Origin of the sequence: Psychroserpens sp., from assembly GCF_036960315.1 — a bacterium.
Lineage (GTDB): Bacteria > Bacteroidota > Bacteroidia > Flavobacteriales > Flavobacteriaceae > Psychroserpens.
In genome coordinates this window covers 106,061-131,678 of sequence record NZ_JBALVR010000009.1, presented here as the reverse complement: position 1 = coordinate 131,678, position 25,618 = coordinate 106,061, and the positions used below count along the sequence as shown (strand labels likewise).

Below are 25,618 nucleotides of genomic sequence, written 5' to 3'. Positions count from 1 at the left end.
ATGAAATTAAGATGCCTTATTATAGATGATGAATTTTTAGCAAGACAACGTTTGCTCAAACTCTTAGAACCCTTTGAATCTATTGTCATCGTTGGCGAATGCAAAAATGGTAAAGACGCCTTAGAAAAAGTAAATATAAAAGAACCTGATTTAATTTTTTTAGATATTCAAATGCCCGATATGGATGGGTTTACTGTCTATGATAAACTTCAAAAAAAACCATATGTCATTTTCACAACTGCTTATGATACGTATGCATTAAATGCATTTAAAATCAATGCCGTAGATTACTTATTAAAACCATTTGATGAGGATCGCCTAGCTATTGCAATAGAAAGAATCTTAGAGATTAAAAAAACAAGTAAAGCTTCACTATTAGAAGAAAACATAAAGAAACTCTTACAAAACATTGAAGAAGAATCTAACCAGTTTTTGACCCAAATACCGTTATCTATAAAAGGAAGAGACTTTAGTATTAATGTTGATGATGTTATCTACTTTAAAAGTGATGGTAATTATGTTCAAATCATAACAAGTGAAAAGTCTCATTTACATAGACAGACAATGAATTTGATTCACGATAGATTAGATCCTTCACAATTTTTAAGAATCCACAGATCAATAATTTTAAACAAATTTTATATTGAGAACTGTATTTATATCAGTAATAATGTTTACAAATTCAAATTAAAAAATGGTATCGAAATTTCATCTTCAAGATCATTTAGCTCTCAAATAGCACACTATTTATCATCTAATAAATAATTATTTCAGAACCCATATCTTAAAATCCACGCCTTCATTGTTTCAAGACAACCAGCCACAAATGTGTTGTTATCGGTTTGTAAGATTAATCGGAATACATCAAACAGAGTAGACTTTGTGTCTGCTTAACTGATTTTATTTTGTAATTTAATCAAATGATATTAAAGCATCAGACCATTGATATTTTCGAAAAAATGATTTTCGAAACCGCTGTAGTTAAACCGCCATTTAAAAGTTTACATCAACTTGATAATGAAGCATGTTTTCTATATATCCTTGAAGGCAGTAACAATCATTATTCTGAAGAAGGACATATTAATCACAATAAAGACGAAGCAGTATTAATGAAATGTGGAAACTTCATTTTTGATGTAATTCCAAATGAAACAACTGGAAAAGGGGGTATTGTAGCGATTCATTTTTATCCAGAAGTATTAAAAAAGATATATGAAAATGATGTGCCTGATTTTTTAAAATCTAAGAAACAAATTCCTTTCCATTCCAATATGGCTCTAGTTAAGTCTAGTTTATTAATTAAAAAGTATATAGAAGGATTAATTTTTTATTTTGAAAACCCTACTCTAGTCACTGAAGAATTAATGATATTAAAACTTAAAGAAATCATTCTATTGCTGCTCAATACTGAAGATGCTCCGGCAATAATTGAGATAATGCATAACTTATTTTCTCCTAGAGAATACTCTTTTAAAGATATTATAGAATCACATATTTTTTCACCTATTTCTACCAGTAATCTTGCCGAGTTAACAAACTACAGTCTAGCTTCATTTAAACGTGAATTTAAAAAAATATATGACGATAGTCCTGCAAATTATATTAAAAACAAGCGTTTGGAAAAGGCAGCAAAACTATTGGTCGTTTCAAACATCCCAATCAGTTCTATTGCCTATGATTGCTTATTTAATGACGTAGCTCACTTTTCAAGTTCATTTAAAACAAAATACAAACAGACACCTTCACAATTTCGTTTGAGCCAATAATACAAATTATTGAGCTTTTTCTAAAATACAATCCTCTTCTTATAAGATAGTTTTGCATTGTAATCATTCAATATTTAAAATGAAGATTAATCTAAATATTGTAAAACTTAAATATTAGAAAAAATGAAATCAAAATTTATTGTATCGGTATTACTAATTTTTACATGCTATTTTATAATAGACGACATGTACTTTAATGATTTTAGAAGCTTTATTAATCAATATATAAACCAAAAAGGAATAAGTCATATTATTTCATATTTGGTTTTCGGAACACCTCTTATTATTGGAACTTTATTAATCCATCGCTTTAAAAATTTCTTTGGAAGCCTAGGGCTCAATAGTTCTATTTCAAAAGGTTTTTTAATTCCTTTATTGTGGACTATACCCATGCTAATTGGTTACGCATCATTATTCAGCTTTAATTCTGAAGTAACTTTAAATCAAATATTGTTCTCTGGAATTGCAGCCGCCTTTTTTGAAGAAGTTTACTTTAGAGGATTTCTCTTTGGACAATTATATCGCTATACAAAACTTGGATTCATACCATCTGTAATTGCCGGTGCATTATTGTTTGCAATTATCCATTTATATCAAAGTCAGGAGTTTTCAGAATTATTAGGCATTTTTCTTGTGACATTTGTGGGTGCATTGCTCTTTGCATGGTTGTATATAGAATGGAAAAATAATATCTGGATTCCAATATTTCTACATTTCTTCATGAACATATTCTGGCTATTCTTCTCTGTAGGAGACAACGCTTTAGGTGGGGTTTATGCAAATGTTATTAGAACACTTACAGTAGTATTAGTGATTGTATCGACAATCATTTATAAAAGACGGAAAGGTATTCCTCTTGAAATAAACAAACGTACACTTTGGTTGAAAAAAAGTAATAATATTTAATAAACCTCATATTAAAAAAACATATAAACTTAATAATTTTAATAAAATGAAGAAAAACATTTTAATTACCGGTGCAACCGGAACAACAAGTCAACATGCCATTAAACATTTATTAGACAAAGATGTAAATGTGAGAGCAATGGTTAGAACAATCGACACGCGCAGTAAAAAACTTGAAGACATGGGCGTGGAAATAATTCAAGCCGATTTTCTGGATATCAATTCGTTAAGACCAGCTTTAAAAGGTATTGATAGAGCCTATTTTTGCTATCCTTTTGATGATTATTTACCTAAAGCTACAGGATTTTTTGCTAAAGTAGCCCAAGAAGAGAACCTAGAAATGGTCGTATCCATGTCACATATGGGAGCCACTTTGCATTCACCAAGTGAATCAGCACAAGACCACGCCATCGCTGAACATATAATGGATTGGGCAAATATCGGTGCGGTGCATATAAATCCAAGCATATTTACTTGGAGCTATTTAATGTTTGCCGCACCCACAATAGCCGATCATAATAAATTTTATTTTCCAGAAACCAATACCAGGTTTTCTATTGTTCACCCTGAAGATGTAGGAGAGGTAGTTGCTGGAATTTTGGTGGATGAAGATAAGAAAAAACATATCGGTAAAAAATATTCACTTACCTCTGGAACTACACATTCTAATTCAGAAGTTTCTAAAGAAATTAGTGAAGTAATAAATGAAGACGTGGAGTATGTACCAATTACAGTAGAAGTATGGATGGAATCTATTAACAAGGATCCAAGAATTAACTCACTTTTGAAAAAACATTTGAGTAAATTTAATGAACAAGTAGCAGATGGTCGATTCAATAGTACTACCTCAATAGTTAAAGATATCACGGGGCATGAGCCTAGAACATTCAAACAATATATAGAAGAAAACATTGGTCATTTTAAAAACTAAACTATAGCAGTTTTTTTTTGAGCATATAGCTTCTGAAGTATAAACACCCTCCTATTATTAAGTAATGATAGAAGGGTGTTTTAATTGAGCCAATTTCACAACCAATTGAGCTTTTATTGAAATTGAAGCATCTAATTACAGAGTAGTTTTGACCTATGAATATTTAAAGAAAATAATTTCAGTTCAAATTAAATAATCATTCAAAACAATATAAACTTAAAATTAGAAAAAATGAACTTTTCAAAAAAAAATCATGAACACCTTAAAACAAATATGGATGAGGTGAGTAAAACTAAAATTTTAGTAACTGCAGCGAATGGGCACACAGGGTTTCCTGCTGCAAAAGAATTGTTGAATCTTGGATTCGACGTGAGAGCCATGGTTAGAAATCATAAAAGTAAAACCGCTCTAGAACTAAAAGAATTAGGTGCAGAAATCTTTATTGGCGACATGAACGATGTTAGAGATTATCGATTAGCTCTTAGAGATGTACAAAGAGCGTATTTCTGTTCACCTTTTGGAAAGAACACTTTATTTCAAACAGTAGCTTTTGTTTCAGCAGCCGAAGAAGCAAAACTAGAACATGTTGTTTATATAACAGAATGGCTAGGAACACAAGATCATCCAGCTATGAACACCAAAGAACATTGGTTATCTAAAGAAGTCATTAAATTACATAAAACTGTAAATTATACGTTTGTGAGCCCAGGGCTATTTGAATTTATTAATTATTTCACAATTGAAACAGCTGCACAATTAGGTCTAATGCCTTCTACAATAAAAGGATCAGCTACTTCAAATCAAGTAGGCTTAAATCCTTTCCCATCAGATTCAGATACGGGCAAAGTAATAGCACATATATTAAAAGATCCAGCGAAACATACTGGAAAAACGTATCGTCCAACTGGTCCAAAATCACTTTCCCCTATGGACATAGCCGAAGTTTTTGGAAAAATTCTTAAACGAAAAGTAAAAGTCATGGAGGTCTCAGAAAATATGTTGTTAAAATCTATGAAGCAAATGGGGTTCTCCATGTTTGATATGGCCAATGTAAAATACTACATACAAGAATTAGATAAAGGTGCTTTTGATGTTAATGGAGTAACAACAGTAGTAAAAGACATTACAGGAAATGATCCAGAAGATTTCGAAACTATGGCCAGAAAAGCACTGGTAAATATGCCAGAAGCCAAAAAATCGTTTAAAAACAAGTTAAAAGCAGTAAGCAATTTTATTGCAATGTTATTTACGCAATTACCAAAATTGGATAAATACGAAGCAGAACAAGAATTTCCTCAATTTAAAAATGGATTCAACCATGTACAGGAAAATAAAGAATGGCTAAGAACTCATGAAAACCAACCAAACAAATAATCTGATCATGCAAAAATTAAATATCCAAAAACAGTACAAGCAAGATAACCTCTATTTTAAAATTTTAGACGCAATGTCAAGATCAGGTTTGGAAACTAATAAACTTACTCGTGAAAACTTTTCAGAAATGGATGAATTTCATACTATGGGTCACCTAGGCACTAAATTATTAGCTCAGGCAGTTGAACTAAAAAGTGAAATGAAAGTTTTGGATCTAGGATGTGGTATTGGAGGTGCTAGCAGATTTATTGCTAACACCTTTAATGCTGATGTCACAGGAATTGATATTACAGCCGAATATGTGCAAACAGCAAAATTAATATCTAAAAAAGTAGGTATAAATAATGTAACATTCGAACAAGCAGATGCAACAGATTTACCTTTTGACGCCAATACTTTTGATGTGGTTTGGACACAACATGTACAAATGAACATTGCCGATAAAAAGACCTTATTTAAGGAAATTTCAAGAGTATTAAAACCTGGAGGGAAGATTGCCTATTTTGATATATTAAGTGCTTTTAATGACGAATTAATCTATCCATTACCTTGGGCGGAAAATGTTAATTTAAGCTACACCTGTTCTAGTATTGAATTGGATCAATTATTTAATACGACTGGGTTTTCTTTAGGTAATAAAATGAATTTAACACAAGAGGCCATAAGTTGGTTTAAAAAGTTTTTAAAAAATGCACAGTCTCAAGGAGGAATTCCTATACTGAGCCCAAAACTTTTAATGGGAGAGAACACACCAATAAAGCTTAAAAATCTATTTCGTAATTTAATTGAAGAAAAGTGTGAAGTTGAAATGGGAGTGTTCATTAAGAAATAATTAGCTAATTAATCTTTATTTTATATAACTAAATACATTCAAATATCATGATATCAGATCTACCGATTTATGTTTATGTTACTTTTTTTATAGCTCTATTTTTTGTATTAACGACGTTCTATTATGCTAGTAATAAAAATATAAAACTTATTATAGGAATTATTTTATGGGGAAGTCTTCATAGTGTAATTGCCTTTACAGGCTTTTATGAAAACACCAAAACAATTCCACCACGATTAATGCTGATAGTATTTCCTATCGTACTGATTATAATATCTTCCATATTTTCAACAAAAATAAAAAAATGGTTAGGTTCTTTAAAATTAAAACAACTCATGTACCTACATGCAGTACGTATTCCTGTGGAACTAACACTCTTTTGGTTATTTACAGCTATGTATGTCCCAGAAATAATAACCTTTGAAGGACGTAACTTTGATATTATTGCAGGAATTACAGCACCTCTGCTTACACTCATTGCGTTTAGAAAAAATAAAATCAGAAAAACGCTATTATGGATTTGGCATGTTATGTCTATTATTCTTTTAGGCAATATTGTAATACATGCTTTGCTGTCTACACCTACAGTATTTCAGCAGATTGCTTTTGAACAACCAAATGTGGCAATCTACAAGTTTCCTTTTCTCCTTTTACCAGCAATTATAGTTCCTCTTGTATTAATATCTAATATCGCCGGTTTTGTAATATTAAACAGACCGAGAAGTGAAACCTCTATATAATAATATGTATCATGGCATCTAATAAAACCGAATGTAACTGTACAAGTAGACACCTTTGTAAACAGTCATAAATTATTATTGTCATTCAAATCCTCAATAAAAAAGTTCGCCTTTTGTCCCGTTGAATCCACAAAAAAAACCGCTCATATAGAGCGGTTTTTTAATTTGATATATATAGGATTAATCGCCACTTAGGTTTTTATTATACTCCCAAACCTCATCCCATCGGTTACTAAATGTATCATCTCTTGTATCTAGAAAAGTATCCCACGAATTTTCACCATATAACTTTTCATAGGCATCTTTAAAACTTGGTCCATCTTTATCAAATTCGGCCCAATTTTTATAAAAACTAACTGTGGCCACATGACGACCTAAATCACCTTGTAAAAAATCATTGTAATATAAACCCCAAGGATTATCTCCTTCCATAGATTTAAGAGTTTCACTGACTTGCTTAAAGTGATTATTCATTGTATAGCCATGACCTTCTTCAATTTCAAAATACCTGATAAATAAAATTGGATGCGTAACTTCTTCACCAGCTAACATACTTACATTTGATTTTTTAGCATCTTCAGACCAGTACTCTACAGTATGTATCTTTTTAATATATGGCATTACATTATCACGCCAGTCTTCATCATGACCACCATCACTTGGACGTGTATCATTGTGTTTGAACATCATAGACCCCATTTGCCAAATCATTTTACCTGCATTTGGTCCTGTTGTAATATTGTAAACCATTGCGTTATAAGGACCTTCCTTATGATACGTTTCATTGTGTTTTCGCATGTTTGTACCCAAGGTCTTTAATTGTGTGTAATCTGGTGTAAACATCATGTCCTCCCACATATTGTAATCTTCAGATTCTTGAGCATTTACAGTAGTAGAAAACGCAAATACCATTGTGAGCATCAGTACTGATGCCATTGTTTTTGTCAACATAATTAATTGATTTTGTTTGGTTAGTTGTGCACTTTAATTCATAGAAGTGCGTTAAAGTAAAAAATTGAAATAGCCTATAATAAATGGAGCAACATGCTCACATTTAAGATGAAAGATCAGACTTGAAGGTGTATAAAAGTAATTAATAATTAAGCACTTAACAAATTTTAACAGGAAAAACCGCTAAAATAGAACTTGGCAAACTAAGTTATGAATCGTTCTAGAGTAAACATAAAAAAAATTACCAGGGTTACTCCAGATTTAGTGAAGATGACCAAATTATTTAATTAGAATAAATCGGCTCCAAAATAGATGGTTTTTTTAGTTCATAACATAATGGCGTAAAAACTATAGAATTTCAATAGAAAACTTTAGAAACTTCTCATAAAAATAACCTCGCTATTGATAAACTAATAAATATCAATCACTTTAGTCTATATTTTAATATAAACTAGATAATATTCCTTCAATTATTACGAACTTTGAAATAACTAAACTCACCAAATATGAAAGTCGTTTTTTACACTAGAGAATTCCCACCCTATGTTTACGGAGGTGCAGGAGTTCATGTAGAATATTTAGCTAGCGAATTAGCAAACTTAATGGACGTTGAAGTTAGATGTGTTGGAGATCAAGATGTCAATTCAGAACATCTAAGCGTTAAAGGCTTTTCGTCTGAGGTTCTTGATTTATCAAATACCAAAGAGAATTTAAAACCTATTTTCAAATTCATGGAAACCTGTATTAGAATGAACACAGGAGCTTTTGATGCCGATGTTGTACATTGTCATACATGGTACGCCCAATTTGCAGGTATTCTTTCTAAGCTTTGCTATGGAACTCCTTTGGTGGTGACAACGCATTCATTAGAACCGCTTAGACCATGGAAAAGAGAACAGCTAGGTAAAGGCTATGATGCGTCGTCATGGATAGAGAAAACGGCTATAGAAATGGCAGATGCTATTATTGCCGTTTCCGAAGAAACTAAAACAGATGTCCTGAATTATTTTGATGTACAAGAAGATAAAATCAAAGTCATCTACAACGGTATTAATCTGGATGAATATAAAGTCACTTCTGATACTTCTGCGCTAGAACAATATCAAGTAGACCTATCAAAACCTTACGTTCTTTTTGTTGGTAGAATAACACGGCAAAAAGGAATCATCCATTTAATTAATGCCATAAAACATATCGATAAAGACACTCAAGTTGTCTTATGTGCTGGTGCTCCTGACACAAAAGAAATAGAAAAGGAAATGCAAGAGTGTGTTGCAGACATACAAAAAGATAGGGACAACGTTATTTGGATTTCTGAAATGTTAAACAAAAAAGACATCATTCAGTTTTATTCTCATGCTGATGTATTTTGCTGTCCGTCAATTTATGAACCTTTTGGCATTATTAATATAGAAGCTATGGCGTGTGACACCGCAGTAGTTGCAAGTGCTGTTGGAGGCATTAAAGAGGTTGTTGTTCATAATGAAACTGGCTTACTCATTCCTGTAGAGCAACAACAAGAAGCGCCTTTTGAACCTGTAAATCCTGAGAAATTTTCTAAAGATTTAGCCGATGGTGTTAATCAATTAATTAGTAACTTAGCTTTAAGGAATTCAATGGCAAAAAAAGGACGTCAACGTGTTGAAGATCATTTTGATTGGAAAGCCATTGCCATTCAAGTAAAAGAATTATACCAATCCGTAATAAAATAACATATGATAAATAATGATGCTTTAGCAATAATTTTAGGTGGAGGACAGGGCTCAAGACTATATCCTTTAACAGCCGAACGTTCAAAACCAGCAGTTCCAATTGCCGGAAAATACAGGTTGGTCGATATTCCTATTTCGAATTGTATCAACTCAGAAATTAAAAGAATGTTTGTATTGACACAATTTAATTCTGCATCATTAAATCGCCATATAAAAAACACTTATCACTTTAGTTTTTTCAGTGCTGCTTTTGTAGACGTCTTGGCTGCTGAACAAACTCCAGGCAACAAAACATGGTTTCAAGGCACTGCTGATGCTGTACGCCAAAGTATGCATCATTTCTTAAGTCATGATTTTAAGTATTTCTTGATTCTTTCCGGTGATCAATTATACCAAATGGATTACCAGAAAATGATTAGAGCACACGAAGAAAGTAATGCCGAAATATCTATTGCAACCATACCAGTAAATGCTAAAGACGCTCCGGCATTTGGAATTTTGAAGTCAAACGATAATAACGAAATCACGTCATTTATAGAAAAACCTGAAACAAAATTACTTCCTGATTGGACTTCTGAAGTGAGTGACGAAATGAAAGATCAAGGCAGGCATTATCTTGCCTCTATGGGTATTTATATTTTCAATAAAGATTTACTTACTAAATTGATGGAAAACCCAGACACGAATGACTTCGGAAAAGAAATTATTCCACAAAGCATCACTGAACACAAAGTTATGAGCTATCAATATGAAGGCTATTGGACAGATATTGGAAATATCGACTCCTTTTTCGAAGCCAATATTGGACTCACTGAAGACATTCCTCAATTCGATTTATACGATAAGAAAAAACGAATTTACACTAGGGCTAGAATGCTCCCAACCACTAAAATTGCTGGTACCACAGTCGTAAAATCTGTGATAGCAGAAGGTTGCATTATTAGTGCTGCAAAAATTGAAAAATCAGTTATTGGAATCCGTTCAAGAATTGGCAAAGAGTCTACAGTGATTAACACTTATATGATGGGAACAGATCATTATGAAACACTTCAAGAAATTGAAAAGAACAAAATCAAAGTACTTCTAGGCATTGGCGAACGTTGCTTTATCAAAAACACCATCATCGATAAAAACTGTAGAATTGCTGATGATGTTCGTATCAATGGAGGAAAACATTTAGAAGATACAGAAACGGATACGTATTGCGTAAAAGACGGAATTGTGGTAATTAAAAAAGGAGTGACTATTCCAAAGGGATTTGTGATTTAAGAATTACAAATCCTTTATTAATTCTTTTTCTTCTTCTTCAAAAACCCAAACAAGCCTTTTTTCTTTTTGGTTTCTTGTTCTTCGGAAGGTGTATCGAATTCACGCTTTTTTAGGTCTTTTTTGAAGATACGCTTTAAAAAGCCATCTCGCTTTTCGGCTTCACACGCTAATGATTTTATGACGTCTTCGGAAGGGGTCTCAAATTTAGCAGTCGTAATCGAATTAAATTGCTGATCTTGATTCATTTGCTTTAAAAACAACGCCGCAATTGGCAATGCCGAATTCGCACCTTGACCAATAGAAGTATTGCTAAAACCAATGCGATGGTCATCGTTACCAACCCAGGATAACATCACTAATTTCGGACTAATGCCTAAAAACCAGCCGTCCTTGTTATTTTGCGTAGTTCCAGTTTTTCCGGCTAAATCATTTTGAAGTCCGTAACGCGAACGTATGCGTATTGCTGTACCAGAATTGATAGTAGATTTCATCATTTCAATCATGGCTTGTCTCGTATCTTTTGAAAAGGCTTCAGGTCTTGCTTTTGCTTTCAGACTTTCATAAATAACCTTACCCGTTTTATCAGTAATTTTTGTAATGTAAAACGGCTTTGAAACACGACCTTCATTAGCAAAACTAGTATATGCTTGAATAAGTTCGAGCATCGACAATTCAGCTGTACCTAAAGCTAAAGAAGGCACTTTTGGCAATGCTGTCGTAATCCCCATTTTTTGCGCTTGTTCGATAACAGTACCAATACCAACATCTTCCAACACTTTTACAGCAATAGTATTCACCGATTCGCTAATCGCTTTTTCGATTGAATAATTAAGATGTCTATCGGTTTCTTTTACGCCTCCATTTGTGGGTGTCCATCCCTTTTGATTCGTATAGGTGATTTCTTTAACGGGATAATAGGAACACGGTTCAATACCATTCTCTAAAGCTGCAGTATAAACTATCGGTTTGAATGTAGAACCAACTTGACGTTTTGAGACAGCAACATGATCATATTTGAAATGTTCAAAATCAACACCTCCAACGTAAGCTTTTATGGCCCCAGATTTAGGATCTACAGCAACAAATCCAGCATTTAAAAACTTCATGGTATGTTTTAAACTATCAATTATAGACACCTCTTTTACGACATCGCCTTCCCAAGAGAATAAACTCAATGTTCGTTTAGTACTCAAACTATCTATAATCTGTTGGTTACTCCATTTTTTCTTTTTTAAAGCTTTGTATAACTTCAAATCTTTAATGCGATTATCAATTAAGGATTTATTTTTTAACCAAGGTGCATTTTTACCGTAAGCATTTTCAAATTGCGACTGTAACGATTTCATATGCTGTTGCATAGCCGTTTCAGCATAACGCTGCATATCGATATCGATAGTGGTATGAATTTTTAATCCATCTGTATACAAATCGTAGGACACATCATTCACTTTATTTAAACTATCTAACAAAGTCCTTACTTCCAATCTTATTTTTTCTCTAAAGTATGGAGCAACACCATCATTGTGATCAAATTTTCTATAATTAGTCTCTAATGGAATTTCACTTGTTGTTGTTCTTGTTTTGGCATCGATATAACCATTCTTTTCCATTTGTTGCAATACGACATCTCGTCTCAATTGGCTTCGTTCTGGAAATAGTCTTGGATTAAAACCATGAGTTGCTTTTAAGGTACCTACCAAAGTTGCAGATTGAGCCAAATTAAGGTGTCTTGTTTCAGTATTGAAAAATCGTTGAGAAGCACTTTCTATTCCGAAGACATTCTCACTAAAAGGAACCGTGTTTAGGTAAAGTGCAATGATGTCTTGTTTTGAATAGATAGCTTCAAAACGCTTGGCTACAATCATCTCCTTGACTTTATTCACAGGCATAGAAAACCAACCATAATCTTCCCTTCCGTATATGTTTTTAACCAACTGCTGACTAATAGTACTTCCGCCTCCAGCAGAATTATCTTGCATCAATATAGATTTGAAAAATACGCGAAATAAACTTCTGTAATCGACGCCACTATGTTCGTAAAAACGTGAATCTTCAGTAGCTACCAATGCATCTACTAAATGCTTCGGAAGATCTTCATACTGTAAAATTTGTCTGTCAAAAATAAAATATTTACCGAGTAGTTCACTTTCAGAATCTAATAATAAAGAGGCTTCAGCCTGTTGGATATCTTTTAAATCGTCTTCGGAAGGTAGCTTTCCCCAAAGTCCGACATACACCGAAAACCAAAATAGTAGTAACAATGACAAAGCAAGCAATGAGGCTTTAAATAGACGTTTCAGCCAGACTGACTTTATATTGAATTTCATAAATAGGATTTAATAGATGGTCGTGTTTTATATACGAACGAAATAATGGAATCGATGTTTTATATATTAAAAAGTTTAGCATAGAACACTTAATTTTTTTAACTTATATTTAAACTTAACTTTTTTATCACTTAAAGATGGATGACAACAAGCCACAAACAAATTCTGATAAAATAAAGTTTATAGAATTATATAAGGGTTTAAGTAAGAGTGAAGCATTAAAAGAGATTCTATACAATCAAAGCTTAATTTTGACTAAGCTGGAAAAAACACAACTATACTTATTTGGGTTATTATTATTCTTCCAATTTTGATTTATTTAATTATGGTTCTAATTGGTTTAATCTTTCTATAAATAGATATCTGATAAAACCATACATCATGATTATGGGATGTAAGAAAGCCTTTTTAATTTCGACTAACATTTGAAGTTAATTATATAGTAATTATTAATTAAAAACAGAAAGGACCAATAACTATGTTAACTTGGAAAGAAGTCATAAACTTCGCAGTAAAAGGAAACCCTACGCCAGACCGTAGAGTTAAAAAAACGGATGCCGAATGGCGTCAACAATTAACTCCAGAACAATTTAGAATCACACGCCAAAAGGGGACCGAACCCGCACATAGTGGTGCACTATGCAGCATTTATGACGAAGGCCAGTACAACTGTATTTGTTGTGACACACCTTTGTTTGATTCTAGCATTAAATTTGAATCTGGATCCGGTTGGCCGAGTTTTACCCAACCTATTAAACCAAATGCGATTAAGTATCACAAAGATTCGTCTTTTGGTATGGTTCGCGTTGAAGTGATGTGCAATACTTGTGATGGCCATTTAGGACATGTATTTCCTGATGGACCAGAACCAAGTGGATTGCGTTATTGTATTAATTCTGAATCTATGCAATTAGATTCTAAAATAGAGGAGACAAAGTCATGACAAACAGTAAATTAGAACAACTCACCGTTGGCTCAGGATGCTTTTGGTGTATCGAAGCCGTTTATAATGAAGTAAAAGGTATTGAAAAAGTCGTATCTGGTTTTAGTGGCGGAACCGTTCCTGGAACACCTACTTATAGAGAGGTGTGTTCTGGTTTAACTGGACATGCCGAAGTAGTTCAAGTCACTTTTGATCCAGATGTGATTTCCTATGAAGACTTGCTAGTCATTTTTATGACCAGTCATGATCCAACCACGTTAAACCGTCAAGGTGCAGATGTTGGCACGCACTATCGCTCTGTTATTTTTTATCATAATCATGCTCAAAAAGACATTGCAGAGGTTGTGGTTAAAGAAATGGCACCTTATTACGAAATGCCTATCGTGACTGAAGTAAGTCCGTTAACGACATTCTTCGAAGCCGAAGCTGTACATCAAAACTATTATGCCAAAAACCAAACACAAGGCTATTGTAGTTTTGTAATTGCTCCTAAGCTTACAAAGCTCAGAAAATTACATACCGACAAGTTAAAAAGTCATGTCGCATAACTCATTCCCATTTTGATGTTATTAAATGGTAGTCAAATAAACGATTGCCATTTAATACATCCCATTTTTAAATTTTAATTCTTAAAAAAGAAAGGACATAAATTATGTCAACTCAAGCAAAAGAACACGTATTTAAAGCTCCAGAATTTCATGTAAAAGACTGGATCGATGCCTTCGGAAATAAAATAGACCCGATTAAATTATCTGATTTAAAAGGACAATTTAAAATACTCTATTGTTTCCAAAGTTGGTGTCCTGGTTGTCACAGCAAAGGCTTACCAGATTTAAAAAAAATGGTAGACGCATTAAAGGAAAAAGACCATATTTCTTTTTTAGCAATACAAACTGTTTTTGAAGGACACGAATCTAATACTTATCAAAAAATGGTTGAGACTCAAAAACAATATGACTTGAAAATTCCATTTGGTCATGATGCTGGTGATGATGGGAAATCTCGCTCAAATATGATGACTAATTATCAAACAGGTGGTACGCCTTGGTTTATTTTAATTGACAAACATGATAACGTTGTTTTTGCAGATTTTCACTTAAATGTGGATGCTACCATTTCATTTTTAAATACGTTATAATACAAATGAATAACAGTCCATCAATTAAACTCTATGGCGCAAATCGATGTCATAAAACGCAATTTTATATCAATTTCTTAAATGAAACTGGATTGCCTTATGAGTTTTTGGATGTTGAAATCAATGAAGACCACGCGGAAACATTGCGTGGTCTTTATGAAAATAAAAAGCTTAACTTTCCTACAATTACTATAGGTTCTAAAAAATTACGAAATCCACACACAAAAGAGTTAGAAAAATGGTTGAATAAGTTAATTCCGAATTACTAAATAAAACATATGACCTATTCTGAATTTAAAGCCAAACAGCAATTTCTAGAATTGCCAGAAGGCAAACTTGCATTTATTGATGAAGGTCAAGGTGAACCCATTATGCTCTTGCATGGCGTTCCAACATCAGGTTGGTTGTATCGACATATATTTCCTGAATTAGCGGAAAAAGGCTACCGTGTGATTGTTCCAGATATGTTTGGTTTTGGCTCTAGTGATTCACCTAAAGGTTATGACCAATATCACGAAAAGCTTCAGGCTGAACGTTTGTTAAAATTAATGACGCATTTAAAAATTGACCAATGGACACACATGTTTCATGATGCAGGAGGCCTGTGGACTTGGGAATTGTTACAACTAAAACCAAACGCTATAAAGCAATTGGTGATTCTAAATACCATTATTTTAAAATCTGGTTTTACACCTCCAATGCGATTTGGAAATAACTTTATTACCAAGTTTGTGATGAGTATGTATGCTTCTAAATTAACAAACGGTATGTTAATGAAAGGCTTATTTAAATCTGGATTATTAAACAATAATCTATCTGAAAAAGATATTGAAGGTTATAAAACGCCTTTATTACAAGGAAAAGTTAAAGGCATGTATTATTTCTTTTCAAAAACCTGTAATAATTTGCCAGACTATTCGAGCTTGCTTCCAACACTAAAAAAACCCGTATTGGTCATTTGGGGTAAACATGACGACTTTCTAAAATGGGAACCACAAAAAGACCAAGTAAAAGAGGCGCTCCAAATAAAAGACTATAACATTCACCGTATTGAAGGAAAACATTTTATTCAAGAGGAAATTCCTGAAGAAATCATTACTTTAACACATCAATTCATTCAAAACTTATAACACTTATGTCGTTAATAGATAACATCAAAAACTACTTTGATAAAAAGAAAAACAATGAAGAAACTGGACTGGCTCCAGAAGGTATTTGTCCTAATTGTTGGGGCAAGCAACAATGGGAAGGTGAGTTTTACGATTTTTTGAAAGGGAGTAAAAATGACAAGCGAGATGAAACTTATAATAACTTCATTAACAAAGTCGTAGAGACTAACATCTCAGGAATAGCAATAGATAAAGACACATTTACTTGCAAAACGTGTCAAGTAAAATATGATCATTCGTACTAAATGGCAGCAACTCAAATAGGATTAGGATTAGCTGCATTAGGAAGACCTGACTACATCAATGTTAGACAAAATTCCAATATTGACAAATCGAAAATTGCGTTTAAAAACAATGCGTTTGACGTGATGGATTTTGCCTATAAAAATGGTGTGCGTTATTTTGACACAGCTCCTTCTTATGGTTTAGGAGAACAGTTTTTATTAGACTGGAAAAATACCAGACAACACAAAGACATTCAATTGTCTACAAAATGGGGTTACACTTATGTTGCCAACTGGGAAATAGGTTTTGATGGAAAACATGAAATTAAAGAGCATTCCTTATCAAAACTTAACGAACAATGGAAAATCTCCAAACAACTACTTCCTCAATTAAAAATCTATCAAGTACATTCTGCAACATTAGACAGTGGCATATTAAACGATGGAACCATCCACGAACGTCTATTTCAGTTAAAAAAAGAACACGGATTACAAATTGGGATTACAACGAGTGGTTCTAACCAATCAGACATCATCAATATCGCCAAAACGATTGCTGTAAATGGTGAAGGGCTTTTTGACAGTTATCAAGTCACCTATAATATTTTTGAGCAATCCACTTTTGAAACATTACAAGAACTTAAGACTTTAGGAAAAACAATAATCATCAAAGAAGCTTTAGCCAACGGAAGAGTATTTGCTAACAAAAACGTAAAAAAACATTTAGAAACACTTTCAAAAATCTACAATACTGGTATTGATGCTATTGCAATGAGATATGTGATAGACACGATAGACCCAACTATTGTATTGAGCGGCGCTTCAACTACAAATCATCTCGCTCAAAATTTAAAAGCACTTGAATTCGAATTGTCGACAGAAGACCTTAATCTTTTGACGTCTTTAAAAATGGATTCTAAGGCGTATTGGAATGAGAGAAATGATCTTACTTGGAACTAGCTATTTTTTAAAATTATTGATTCCTTTAGTTAGCCAATCATGATATTCAACAGCATCTGGTGTATAGCTAACTGGCTTTATGAGATTGTTCTCATCATGATCCATTAAGACATAAAACGGCTGTGTATTCGTCTTGTATTTTATCGTTTGTAGTTCACTCCATTTCTGACCGATATACTTGAGTTTTTTACCAGGTCTTAGTTTTGAATCTACAACTTCGCCTTCAGGTAGTTTTCTCTTATCATCAACATAGAGAGAGATTAGCACTACGTCATTTTTAAGTTTAGCTAAAACATCTGGTTTCACCCAAACATTCTGTTCCATCTTACGACAATTCACACAAGCCCAACCCGTAAAATCAATCATCACAGGTTTTCCAACTTGTTTAGCATAAGCCAATCCTTTATCATAATCATTAAAAGCCAAAATATCGTGAGGCGCCAATAAATGCGCTCCTTCAGGCAAATCTGAATGACTAGCAGAACCGCCTCCTCCTTTTGAGTTTCCAACACCATAAGGCGACTCACTATAATCTAATGGTGGCGGAAACGCACTAATTAAATTTAATGGTGCTCCCCAAAGCCCAGGAATCATATAAACGGTAAACGACAAAGTCAAAAGACCTAACATGAGTCTTCCTACGGAAATGTGCTTTAATGGCGAATCGTGAGGCAATTGGATTTTTCCAAGGAGATATAATGACAAGGCTCCAAAAATGGCAATCCAAATTGAGATAAATACTTCACGTTCTAATATGTGCCATTGTGATACTAAATCTGCATTAGATAAGAATTTAAATGCTAAAGCAAGCTCTAAAAATCCTAAGACTACTTTTACAGTATTTAACCATCCACCAGATTTCGGTAACGAATTTAACCATCCTGGAAATGCTGCGAATAAAGCAAATGGTAAAGCAATAGCCAATGAAAATCCTAACATTCCAACTATTGGACCTATTTGGCTTCCACCTGCTGCAGCTTCTACTAGTAATGTTCCAACAATGGGACCTGTACATGAAAAGGACACAATTGCTAATGCTAAGGCCATAAAAAAGATGCCAATGAATCCTCCTCTGTCTGCTTGAGAATCGACTTTATTAGCCCATGAATTAGGTAACATGATTTCAAATGCTCCTAAGAATGATATTGCAAAAATTAATAGTAATGCAAAGAATATCAAATTAAACCAAACATTAGTTGATAAGGCATTTAGAGCTGCTGGTCCAAAAACAAGACTTACAACAACGCCCAACAAAACATAGATAACAATTATTGACAATCCGTAAATAATGGCATTTTTAATTCCTGCTGCTTTTGATTTACTTTGCTTCGTAAAAAAGCTCACTGTCATAGGAATCATTGGGAACACACATGGTGTCAATAATGCGGCAAAACCTGAGAAAAAAGCAATTATAAAGATAGACCACAAACTTTTACCATCGTCTTCATCGTCAGTAGTGCCTTTATCTGTTGCTTTTACTGCTTTAGTGACATCATAATCCAAATCTAAAAAGGTAGGAGCTGTACATTTCGAATCATCACAAGCCATAAAAAGGACTTCTGCTTTAATAACTTTTAAGTCTTTATTTAAAAGGTTTATACGTTGTCTAAATTCGGCTTCACCTTCAAAATATTTAATTTTCATATCAAAAACTAAATCTTGAATCTCGACACCTTCTTCTTCTGAAGTAATGCCTAATACTTCATAATCACTAGTTGTAGTATATGTGAATTCCGTTGGGATTGGGGTAATCTCTTGCTCATCTGAAATATTTTGAGAATACAAATGCCAACCTTTATCAATAGAAGCTTTAGACACCAATATATATTCGGTATCAGATATTTTTTCTACAGAAGTTGCCCATTTTACAGGTTCAAATATTTGTGAGTTATCATTAGTTGCACCAAAAGGTGATGCCTCTGAGCTTCCCTCGGAAGCACTATTTTTTTTTAAATTGAATTTTAAATCAATATAGTCTGGTGGCAAGCATTTTTCGTCATCACAAGCCATGTATTCGACTTCGCCTTCAACGATGGATAGTTCCTGATTTAAAACTTTAATACGTTGTCTAAATTCGGCTTTATCTTCGAAAAACTTAATTCTCATTTGAAAAACAGGATCATCAACTGTATGTCCTTCTTCTTCAGAAGTTGTTCCGCTTAACTCATAATCTCCATTAGCACTATATAAAAATGTAGTTGGAATTGGACCATCTTCGGGTACATTCTGTGAATACAAATGCCAACCACTATCTATAGTCGCTGTTGAAATTAAATCGTATTCAGTATCTGAAATTTTCTCGACAGAAGTCTCCCATTTTACAGGTTCAAATACTTGAGCTTTAACAGTGATTGAAAACACCAACAAGCTACTTAGCGTAATAATTAAATTCTTCATTAGAAATAATTAGGTTAGTTATGCACCTATTGTACTTAAACGTAAAAACTACGTATTACTTACAATATCACATAAAATAATTTGGCTATTGAAAGATGTAAAATTAAAAAAAACAATCAGATTAAACGAGAGCATTGGGACTTGATTGACAAATATCAATTTAAGACATAAAAAAACCGAACTAAAGTTCGGCTTATATTTATTATTCGAAGGTTTTAATTTGGTTGCCCTTAAACTTCCATTGGGTTATACCTCCTTTTAAATCGTAAATTTTTATAAAACCTGCAGCTTTAAGTTTTTTTGTACACTTACCACTCCTTACTCCAGATTTACAATACACAATTACAGGCTTTGTTTTATCTAGTTTTGTGATATCCTCTTCAAAAGTTGATGATCTAAAATCTATGTTTTGAGAATTCTCAATGTATCCATTTTTATATTCACCTTCTGTTCTTACATCGACTAATTGAATATCGTCTTGTTCAATAAGTGATTTCACTTCTTCTGGCGAAACCATTATTACCTCACTTTGCGGTTCTTGTTTACAACTAAATGCCAGAGCAAAAAGCGCAAAACAATAAATTAATACTTTGTTTTTCATTTGGATTGATTTTTAGATTGAAGCGACTTCACCTGACCATTCGTTGAAGCCTCCAATAAGATTATATGCGTTTTCGAAACCTAACTGATTCATCACACTACAGGCTTGAGCACTTCGTGCACCCGATCGACAATACACATAATAGGTTTTGGATGTATCAAGTTCTTCTATCTCATCGAGGAATCCTTGACCCTTATAAATGTCAATAACCATAGCATTGGGGATAATCCCAAGTGCTACTTCTTCTTGTGTTCTCACATCTAAAACCACTGCATTTTCGTCTGCAGATAATTGCGATGTCCATTCTTCTTGTGTTAAATCAGCCATAGTTTTTTTATACATCAATAATCATGCAAATTTAACGTTTCGTTAGGATATTTTATGTAAAGACGAAAAAAAATCCGAAGTGTTACACTTCGGATCCTTAAATTTTTAAAAAAATGTTACTACACTTTGATAGAACAACCAATCGCTCTTGTTTTTGTTTCTGGAACATCTTTACCCTCTAGCAAGGCATTTACAGCATCTTCAACATACGTTTTTGTTACTGCACTTGCATCTTGATAGTTATTATCAATAGCTCCAATATATTTCACTTGAGGTCCTTTTTTAGTTTTTTCTAACACATAAACATGAGGTGTTTTTGTTGCACCATATTGCGGATAAATTTTTTGACCTTTATCCATTAAATACGGAAATGTAAACCCTTTGGCCTTTGCTCTCGCTTCCATAGCCTTCAAATTATCACCAGGTTTAACATCTGTATTATTTGGCATAATGGCAATTACGGGATACCCTTTATCTGCATATTTCTTGTTTAAGGCCTCTACTCTATCCTCATATGCAACTGCATAAGGACATGTATTACAGGTAAAAACGACGATAAACCCTTTAGCATCCTTAAAATCTGCCATAGAGACCATCTTGCCATCTATATTTTCTAATTTGAAATCGGTGGCGATATCTCCAATATCATAACCTGTTCCAATTGTTGTAAAACCTGTTGTTGCTACAAATACAACTAATGCCAAAAGTGTTTTGATTGTATGCTTCATCTGTTTATTGTTTTAATATTAATATTCTGTTTTGTCTATGGTTTGAAATGATCATCATGTTTAAAATGCTCATTATAGATTTCATGATTTATACTTAATAAATTGTTTTAACTCAGTTTCTAGTTCTTTATAAGTAAAGGAGCGTTCGTAAAACGTGGTCTTGTCTTTATTGTATATTATTGTTGCAGGAATAGCGCCAGACCAATCTTTATTCACTTTAGGGATCCATGCATTAGAATCAACATCATCTAGAAGTAGTACTTCGCTTTGTAAGCCTTTCTTTTTAAGAAATGGTTTGAGCTTTGTTTCTATGTGCTTCGGAAAATCTAGACTGACTAAAATAACTTCAACCTTTTTGTTAGAATAATTAGCATTCAATTGTTCAAAATAGGGTAACTCTTTAACGCAAGGCGCACACCAAGTTGCCCAGAAATTGACGACATAAGTTTTGTTGTTATCTTTTGATGCAAGATATGCCTGAAGTTCTTCAAAGTTGAACACTTTTAGATCATCATCAATGGTATCGATGTTATTTTGTTGAGATGAATTAAGCTGTTCGGTTACATTTCCGAAGAGAAAAAGAATAAAAAATAGAATAGCTGCTGCAAATTTCATGATATAAATCTATGAATCAAAAAACGGGCAATGATAAATTTAACAAAATATTAAAATAAACATTAAATATTAATACTACATTTGTATATACAATAGTTGTATATGGAAGAATTAAATTTCAAATTAAAAACTAAGACTAAACTACCTATTTCTAGGCAAACAGTAATTACTATTTTCTTGACGAATAATGCAATTAAAACTGAATTATTAAATGTTTTAAAGCCTCACGGATTATCAATTGAGCAATTTAATGTACTGCGAATTTTACGTGGCCAAAATGGAAACCCGCTCAATTTACAAGACATCCAAGAGCGTATGGTTAATAAAATGAGTAATACAACACGATTAGTAGATAAACTTATTTTGAAAGATTTTGTAAATCGAACAGAATGCAAAAAAAACAGACGAAAAATAGAGATTTACATCACTAGAACGGGATTAGAAAAACTACAGGAGATTGATGATATCGTAACTAAAACCGAAGAAAAAATAACCTCCAACCTTACACATACAGAATTAATAGAATTAAATAGACTTATAAATAAAATACAATAACCAAAACACAAACACTAAATTAAAAACAATGAAAACAAACATTTTGAAATCAGCAGCAATCGTAGTCTTAGCAATATCATTTGCCTCTTTTACTACCATATTTAAGAAAGATGTAAAAGTTAAAGAATCAACAATCACATGGGTAGGTCATAAAGTAACAGGATCTCATGAAGGCATCATTAACTTAAATGATGGAACCCTTATGTTTGAAGACAAACAACTTGTTGGAGGAAACTTCTCCATTGATATGACAAGTATTACTGTAACCGATTTGAAAGCAGGAAAAGGAAAAGAAAAATTAGAAGGTCATTTAAAATCTGATGATTTCTTCGGAATAGACAACCATAAAACAGCAAGTTTCAAAATCACAAGTGTTGATGGCAAAGGCGGAAACTTTAAAGTGACTGGTGATTTAACGATCAAAGGCAAGACCCATCCAACAACATTTAATATGTCCGTAACAGATGATACAGCAACAGCTAACTTAAAAGTAGACAGAACAAAATATGATATTAAGTATGGTTCTGCTAGCTTCTTTGATGGTTTAAAAGACAAAGCGATTTACGATGAATTTGACCTAAATGTAACATTGAAGTTTTAAATAAGTTTTTTGATTAATAGCAAGCATTTAGTAATTAAGATTCCCATTAACGTGGGAATCTTTTCTTTTTTATGAAATTAAGTTTGAAAACTAAGATTTGATTTCTATATTTGAACTTTACAAAAACAATGAACACAAAATTAAATCATACTTGGTGGTGGCTATCTGAAACTCAAATTTCGTGAACTAACCCCTATCATATATTTAAACAAAATATCAAAAAGGCTTGTCATTCACGACAAGCCTTTTTTAATAACATCAAATGAAAACTTTTAGCTTATACACGCATTACAAGAAAATATTAGCTGATACCATTACACCTGTTAGTATTTATTTAAAAATTAGAGACAAATTCCCTAATAGTATCCTATTAGAGAGTAGTGATTATCATGCTAATGACAACAGCTTCTCTTATATCTGCTTTAATCCTATTGCTTCAATAAAAGTTGATAACGGTGTTATTAAGCAAACCTATCCTGATGGAAGTTCAAAAACTAGCAACTCAAAAAACATTTCAGTAACAGAAGAAATTCACAAGTTCACAAAGCGATTTAAAGTAAATTCTGAAGAAGATTTCAAATTCATCAATAATGGCATTTTTGGTTATACGGCTTATGATGCCGTTAAATATTTTGAAGACATCGAAATTAGCGAAAAACCAGATTCACTGGATATTCCAGATATTTATTATGCAGTATATCAAAATATTATTGCTATTAATCACTTTAAAAATGAAGCCTATATTTTTGCACATTGTTTTGAAGCCGAAAACAATATAGATGAAGTTTTGCAACTCATAAGCTCTAAAAATTTCACCTCTTATAACTTTAAAACAGATTCTGATATTTCATCAAATCTAACCGATGACGAATATAAAGATCATGTTGAATTAGCAAAAAAACACTGTGCTCGTGGTGATGTATTTCAATTGGTGTTATCAAAAAAATTCTCACAAGCGTTTAAAGGCGATGAGTTCAATGTGTATAGAGCATTGCGCAGTATCAATCCGTCACCTTACCTATTCTATTTTGACTACGGAGATTTTAAAATCTTCGGAAGTTCCCCTGAAGCACAATTAGTGGTCAACAATGGGCAAGCCGAAATACATCCAATTGCAGGAACATTTAAAAGAACAGGAAACGATGAAGAAGACCAAAAATTAGCGAAGCAACTCGCTACAGACGTTAAAGAAAATGCAGAACACGTGATGTTGGTTGACTTAGCCAGAAATGACTTAAGCAGACATGGAAGTCAGGTAAAAGTCGAAACCTATAGAGAAGCACAATTCTTTTCTCATGTCATTCACTTGGTAAGTAAAGTTACAGGAAAAGTGCATGATAACACGGCTACTATGCAAGTTGTTGCCGACACCTTTCCGGCAGGAACCCTAAGTGGTGCGCCAAAACACAGAGCTATGCAGCTCATTGAGAAATATGAAAAAACCAGCAGAGCTTTTTATGGTGGAGCGATTGGTTTTATGGATTTTAATGGTAATTATAATCATGCCATTATGATTAGAACGTTTATGAGTAAAAATCACAAACTGCATTGGCAAGCTGGAGCAGGATTAGTGTCAAAATCAAATCCAGAAAATGAATTACAAGAGGTATATAATAAACTAGGTGCTTTAACAAATGCGATTGAAATGGCTGAGGATATTTAAAATAATGGCGTTACAACCAGAGTCAGGCTTTCGGCAGTCGGCTCTCTGCGAGGAGCTTCAACAAATGCCTCAAATACGAAGTATTCACGAATACTTATATTTAAAATAGCAATAAATGAGTAATCCTTAACGCAAATAAAAATAAAGTAAAAACTAATTGTCATTCCGCTCGCGATGCGGCATCCATTAGAAATTGAAATAACATAAAAAAAGATTCCTGTCTTCGCAGGAATGACAGAGATATGAAAGTATTAGTAATCGATAACTACGACAGTTTTACATATAACTTAGTTCACTATTTAGAAGATTTAAATTGTGAAGTCACAGTAAAACGAAACGACAAACTCTCGCTTGAAGAGGTCGATGCGTTTCAAAAAATTGTACTGTCACCTGGCCCCGGAATTCCAGACGAAGCCGGATTATTAAAGGCTATCATTAAAACCTATGCACCAACAAAAAGCATTTTAGGTGTTTGTCTAGGGCAACAAGCGATTGGTGAAGTTTTTGGTGGCTCTCTTATTAATTTAGACGAAGTATATCATGGTGTAGCAACTCAAGTTGAAATCACTGTCGATGATGAAACTTTGTTTAATAACATGGATAAAACCATCGAAGTTGGTCGATACCATTCATGGGTTGTAAACGCCAACTTACCTGAAGAATTAGAAGCGACTTCTTTTGATGAAAACGGACAAGTGATGTCATTAAGGCATAGAGTTTATGATGTAAAAGGCGTGCAATACCATCCCGAATCGGTATTAACTCCTAACGGAAAACAGATATTGGAGAACTGGGTGAATGCTTAGCCCTGTCATTCCGAACTTGATACGGAATCCATTATAAATTGAAGTTGAATTAAAATGATTCCTGCCTTCGCAGGAAATCAAAG

The 25,618-nt window shown here is 33.1% G+C and carries 27 protein-coding genes; 20 read left to right on the top strand and 7 right to left on the bottom strand.

What is annotated here, in order from left to right; all coding sequences use genetic code 11:
- The 7 genes from V7719_RS14855 (at position 1) to V7719_RS14825 (ending at position 6,549) form a co-directional block, all read left to right on the top strand.
- Entirely contained in the window at positions 1-765 is a 765-nt protein-coding gene (locus tag V7719_RS14855; RefSeq protein ID WP_335730722.1) for a LytR/AlgR family response regulator transcription factor, read from the top strand.
- A gap of 155 nt (positions 766-920) precedes the next feature.
- The gene (locus tag V7719_RS14850) at positions 921-1,766 is read left to right on the top strand and encodes a helix-turn-helix transcriptional regulator (RefSeq protein ID WP_335730721.1); all 846 of its coding nucleotides are present in this window, start codon (positions 921-923) and stop codon (positions 1,764-1,766) included.
- Between the two features lie 123 nt (positions 1,767-1,889).
- A complete protein-coding gene (locus V7719_RS14845; RefSeq protein WP_335730720.1) occupies positions 1,890-2,672 on the top strand; it encodes a CPBP family intramembrane glutamic endopeptidase in 783 nt (260 codons plus the stop codon).
- Positions 2,673-2,718: 46 nt separating this feature from the next.
- A complete protein-coding gene (locus V7719_RS14840; protein ID WP_335730719.1) occupies positions 2,719-3,603 on the top strand; it encodes an NmrA family NAD(P)-binding protein in 885 nt (294 codons plus the stop codon).
- Between the two features lie 231 nt (positions 3,604-3,834).
- Positions 3,835-4,977, top strand: a complete 1,143-nt coding sequence (locus V7719_RS14835; RefSeq protein ID WP_335730718.1) for an NmrA family NAD(P)-binding protein — start codon at positions 3,835-3,837, stop codon at positions 4,975-4,977.
- Positions 4,978-4,984: 7 nt separating this feature from the next.
- Positions 4,985-5,809 carry a class I SAM-dependent methyltransferase gene (locus V7719_RS14830; RefSeq protein ID WP_335730717.1) on the top strand — a complete coding sequence of 275 codons (825 nt, stop codon included), beginning with the start codon at positions 4,985-4,987 and terminating at the stop codon, positions 5,807-5,809.
- A 47-nt stretch (positions 5,810-5,856) separates the two neighbouring features.
- On the top strand, positions 5,857-6,549 hold the full coding sequence (locus V7719_RS14825; RefSeq protein ID WP_335730716.1) for a hypothetical protein: 693 nt from the start codon (positions 5,857-5,859) through the stop codon (positions 6,547-6,549).
- A 180-nt stretch (positions 6,550-6,729) separates the two neighbouring features.
- Here the strand turns inward: V7719_RS14825 and V7719_RS14820 are convergent, their stop codons facing one another.
- A complete protein-coding gene (locus V7719_RS14820; protein ID WP_335730715.1) occupies positions 6,730-7,500 on the bottom strand; it encodes a hypothetical protein in 771 nt (256 codons plus the stop codon).
- Positions 7,501-8,006: 506 nt separating this feature from the next.
- Here V7719_RS14820 and glgA point away from each other — a divergent pair.
- Positions 8,007-9,212: a glycogen synthase gene (gene glgA / locus V7719_RS14815; RefSeq protein ID WP_335730714.1), complete on the top strand. Its 1,206-nt coding sequence runs from the start codon at positions 8,007-8,009 to the stop codon at positions 9,210-9,212.
- 3 nt (positions 9,213-9,215) lie between these two features.
- Positions 9,216-10,481 (top strand): glucose-1-phosphate adenylyltransferase, encoded by a 1,266-nt coding sequence (locus V7719_RS14810; protein WP_335730713.1) that lies wholly within the window; start codon positions 9,216-9,218, stop codon positions 10,479-10,481.
- A 17-nt stretch (positions 10,482-10,498) separates the two neighbouring features.
- Here V7719_RS14810 and V7719_RS14805 read toward each other — a convergent pair whose 3' ends face one another.
- The gene (locus tag V7719_RS14805; RefSeq protein WP_335730712.1) at positions 10,499-12,808 is read right to left on the bottom strand and encodes a transglycosylase domain-containing protein; all 2,310 of its coding nucleotides are present in this window, start codon (positions 12,806-12,808) and stop codon (positions 10,499-10,501) included.
- A 478-nt stretch (positions 12,809-13,286) separates the two neighbouring features.
- Between V7719_RS14805 and msrB the strand changes: the two genes are divergently transcribed.
- The 7 genes from msrB to V7719_RS14770 all read left to right on the top strand — a co-directional run bounded on the left by msrB (position 13,287) and on the right by V7719_RS14770 (position 17,242).
- Complete coding sequence (gene msrB, locus V7719_RS14800; protein ID WP_335730711.1) at positions 13,287-13,751, top strand: peptide-methionine (R)-S-oxide reductase MsrB; 465 nt, start codon at positions 13,287-13,289, stop codon at positions 13,749-13,751.
- Positions 13,748-14,299, top strand: a complete 552-nt coding sequence (msrA, locus tag V7719_RS14795) for a peptide-methionine (S)-S-oxide reductase MsrA (protein ID WP_335730710.1) — start codon at positions 13,748-13,750, stop codon at positions 14,297-14,299. The genes msrB and msrA overlap by 4 nt, the downstream gene beginning before the upstream one ends.
- 104 nt (positions 14,300-14,403) lie before the next feature.
- Positions 14,404-14,889: a peroxiredoxin family protein gene (locus V7719_RS14790; protein ID WP_335730709.1), complete on the top strand. Its 486-nt coding sequence runs from the start codon at positions 14,404-14,406 to the stop codon at positions 14,887-14,889.
- A 5-nt stretch (positions 14,890-14,894) separates the two neighbouring features.
- Entirely contained in the window at positions 14,895-15,158 is a 264-nt protein-coding gene (locus V7719_RS14785; RefSeq protein ID WP_335730708.1) for a glutaredoxin family protein, read from the top strand.
- A 9-nt stretch (positions 15,159-15,167) separates the two neighbouring features.
- Complete coding sequence (locus V7719_RS14780) at positions 15,168-16,019, top strand: alpha/beta fold hydrolase (RefSeq protein ID WP_335730707.1); 852 nt, start codon at positions 15,168-15,170, stop codon at positions 16,017-16,019.
- A 5-nt stretch (positions 16,020-16,024) separates the two neighbouring features.
- Positions 16,025-16,303, top strand: coding sequence for a hypothetical protein (locus tag V7719_RS14775; RefSeq protein WP_335730706.1), 279 nt, complete (start codon positions 16,025-16,027; stop codon positions 16,301-16,303).
- The gene (locus V7719_RS14770; protein ID WP_335730705.1) at positions 16,304-17,242 is read left to right on the top strand and encodes an aldo/keto reductase; all 939 of its coding nucleotides are present in this window, start codon (positions 16,304-16,306) and stop codon (positions 17,240-17,242) included. It begins immediately after the preceding gene.
- Here the strand turns inward: V7719_RS14770 and V7719_RS14765 are convergent, their stop codons facing one another.
- From V7719_RS14765 to V7719_RS14745, 5 genes are all read right to left on the bottom strand, one after another.
- Complete coding sequence (locus V7719_RS14765; protein WP_335730704.1) at positions 17,243-19,639, bottom strand: protein-disulfide reductase DsbD family protein; 2,397 nt, start codon at positions 19,637-19,639, stop codon at positions 17,243-17,245.
- Between the two features lie 202 nt (positions 19,640-19,841).
- On the bottom strand, positions 19,842-20,240 hold the full coding sequence (locus V7719_RS14760) for a rhodanese-like domain-containing protein (RefSeq protein ID WP_335730703.1): 399 nt from the start codon (positions 20,238-20,240) through the stop codon (positions 19,842-19,844).
- A gap of 12 nt (positions 20,241-20,252) precedes the next feature.
- Positions 20,253-20,567: a rhodanese-like domain-containing protein gene (locus V7719_RS14755; protein WP_335730702.1), complete on the bottom strand. Its 315-nt coding sequence runs from the start codon at positions 20,565-20,567 to the stop codon at positions 20,253-20,255.
- A 119-nt stretch (positions 20,568-20,686) separates the two neighbouring features.
- Positions 20,687-21,295 (bottom strand): thioredoxin family protein, encoded by a 609-nt coding sequence (locus V7719_RS14750; RefSeq protein ID WP_335730701.1) that lies wholly within the window; start codon positions 21,293-21,295, stop codon positions 20,687-20,689.
- 81 nt (positions 21,296-21,376) lie between these two features.
- Positions 21,377-21,910 carry a TlpA disulfide reductase family protein gene (locus V7719_RS14745; RefSeq protein WP_335730700.1) on the bottom strand — a complete coding sequence of 178 codons (534 nt, stop codon included), beginning with the start codon at positions 21,908-21,910 and terminating at the stop codon, positions 21,377-21,379.
- Positions 21,911-22,012: 102 nt separating this feature from the next.
- On the opposite strand from V7719_RS14745, the gene V7719_RS14740 reads away from it, so the two are divergent.
- From V7719_RS14740 to V7719_RS14725, 4 genes are all read left to right on the top strand, one after another.
- The gene (locus V7719_RS14740) at positions 22,013-22,465 is read left to right on the top strand and encodes a MarR family winged helix-turn-helix transcriptional regulator (protein ID WP_335730699.1); all 453 of its coding nucleotides are present in this window, start codon (positions 22,013-22,015) and stop codon (positions 22,463-22,465) included.
- 28 nt (positions 22,466-22,493) lie between these two features.
- A complete protein-coding gene (locus tag V7719_RS14735; protein WP_335730698.1) occupies positions 22,494-23,066 on the top strand; it encodes a YceI family protein in 573 nt (190 codons plus the stop codon).
- Between the two features lie 262 nt (positions 23,067-23,328).
- Positions 23,329-24,729 (top strand): anthranilate synthase component I family protein, encoded by a 1,401-nt coding sequence (locus V7719_RS14730; RefSeq protein ID WP_335730697.1) that lies wholly within the window; start codon positions 23,329-23,331, stop codon positions 24,727-24,729.
- 242 nt (positions 24,730-24,971) lie between these two features.
- Positions 24,972-25,535: an anthranilate synthase component II gene (locus V7719_RS14725; protein WP_335730696.1), complete on the top strand. Its 564-nt coding sequence runs from the start codon at positions 24,972-24,974 to the stop codon at positions 25,533-25,535.
- Positions 25,536-25,618: the final 83 nt, after the last annotated feature.

Coding starts and splice junctions, on each gene's coding strand:
- V7719_RS14855 (WP_335730722.1), top strand. CDS start 1: ATGAAATTAAGATGCCTTATTATAGATGATGAATTTTTAGCAAGACAA.
- V7719_RS14850 (WP_335730721.1), top strand. CDS start 921: ATGATATTAAAGCATCAGACCATTGATATTTTCGAAAAAATGATTTTC.
- V7719_RS14845 (WP_335730720.1), top strand. CDS start 1,890: ATGAAATCAAAATTTATTGTATCGGTATTACTAATTTTTACATGCTAT.
- V7719_RS14840 (WP_335730719.1), top strand. CDS start 2,719: ATGAAGAAAAACATTTTAATTACCGGTGCAACCGGAACAACAAGTCAA.
- V7719_RS14835 (WP_335730718.1), top strand. CDS start 3,835: ATGAACTTTTCAAAAAAAAATCATGAACACCTTAAAACAAATATGGAT.
- V7719_RS14830 (WP_335730717.1), top strand. CDS start 4,985: ATGCAAAAATTAAATATCCAAAAACAGTACAAGCAAGATAACCTCTAT.
- V7719_RS14825 (WP_335730716.1), top strand. CDS start 5,857: ATGATATCAGATCTACCGATTTATGTTTATGTTACTTTTTTTATAGCT.
- V7719_RS14820 (WP_335730715.1), bottom strand. CDS start 7,500: ATGTTGACAAAAACAATGGCATCAGTACTGATGCTCACAATGGTATTT.
- glgA (WP_335730714.1), top strand. CDS start 8,007: ATGAAAGTCGTTTTTTACACTAGAGAATTCCCACCCTATGTTTACGGA.
- V7719_RS14810 (WP_335730713.1), top strand. CDS start 9,216: ATGATAAATAATGATGCTTTAGCAATAATTTTAGGTGGAGGACAGGGC.
- V7719_RS14805 (WP_335730712.1), bottom strand. CDS start 12,808: ATGAAATTCAATATAAAGTCAGTCTGGCTGAAACGTCTATTTAAAGCC.
- msrB (WP_335730711.1), top strand. CDS start 13,287: ATGTTAACTTGGAAAGAAGTCATAAACTTCGCAGTAAAAGGAAACCCT.
- msrA (WP_335730710.1), top strand. CDS start 13,748: ATGACAAACAGTAAATTAGAACAACTCACCGTTGGCTCAGGATGCTTT.
- V7719_RS14790 (WP_335730709.1), top strand. CDS start 14,404: ATGTCAACTCAAGCAAAAGAACACGTATTTAAAGCTCCAGAATTTCAT.
- V7719_RS14785 (WP_335730708.1), top strand. CDS start 14,895: ATGAATAACAGTCCATCAATTAAACTCTATGGCGCAAATCGATGTCAT.
- V7719_RS14780 (WP_335730707.1), top strand. CDS start 15,168: ATGACCTATTCTGAATTTAAAGCCAAACAGCAATTTCTAGAATTGCCA.
- V7719_RS14775 (WP_335730706.1), top strand. CDS start 16,025: ATGTCGTTAATAGATAACATCAAAAACTACTTTGATAAAAAGAAAAAC.
- V7719_RS14770 (WP_335730705.1), top strand. CDS start 16,304: ATGGCAGCAACTCAAATAGGATTAGGATTAGCTGCATTAGGAAGACCT.
- V7719_RS14765 (WP_335730704.1), bottom strand. CDS start 19,639: ATGAAGAATTTAATTATTACGCTAAGTAGCTTGTTGGTGTTTTCAATC.
- V7719_RS14760 (WP_335730703.1), bottom strand. CDS start 20,240: ATGAAAAACAAAGTATTAATTTATTGTTTTGCGCTTTTTGCTCTGGCA.
- V7719_RS14755 (WP_335730702.1), bottom strand. CDS start 20,567: ATGGCTGATTTAACACAAGAAGAATGGACATCGCAATTATCTGCAGAC.
- V7719_RS14750 (WP_335730701.1), bottom strand. CDS start 21,295: ATGAAGCATACAATCAAAACACTTTTGGCATTAGTTGTATTTGTAGCA.
- V7719_RS14745 (WP_335730700.1), bottom strand. CDS start 21,910: ATGAAATTTGCAGCAGCTATTCTATTTTTTATTCTTTTTCTCTTCGGA.
- V7719_RS14740 (WP_335730699.1), top strand. CDS start 22,013: ATGGAAGAATTAAATTTCAAATTAAAAACTAAGACTAAACTACCTATT.
- V7719_RS14735 (WP_335730698.1), top strand. CDS start 22,494: ATGAAAACAAACATTTTGAAATCAGCAGCAATCGTAGTCTTAGCAATA.
- V7719_RS14730 (WP_335730697.1), top strand. CDS start 23,329: ATGAAAACTTTTAGCTTATACACGCATTACAAGAAAATATTAGCTGAT.
- V7719_RS14725 (WP_335730696.1), top strand. CDS start 24,972: ATGAAAGTATTAGTAATCGATAACTACGACAGTTTTACATATAACTTA.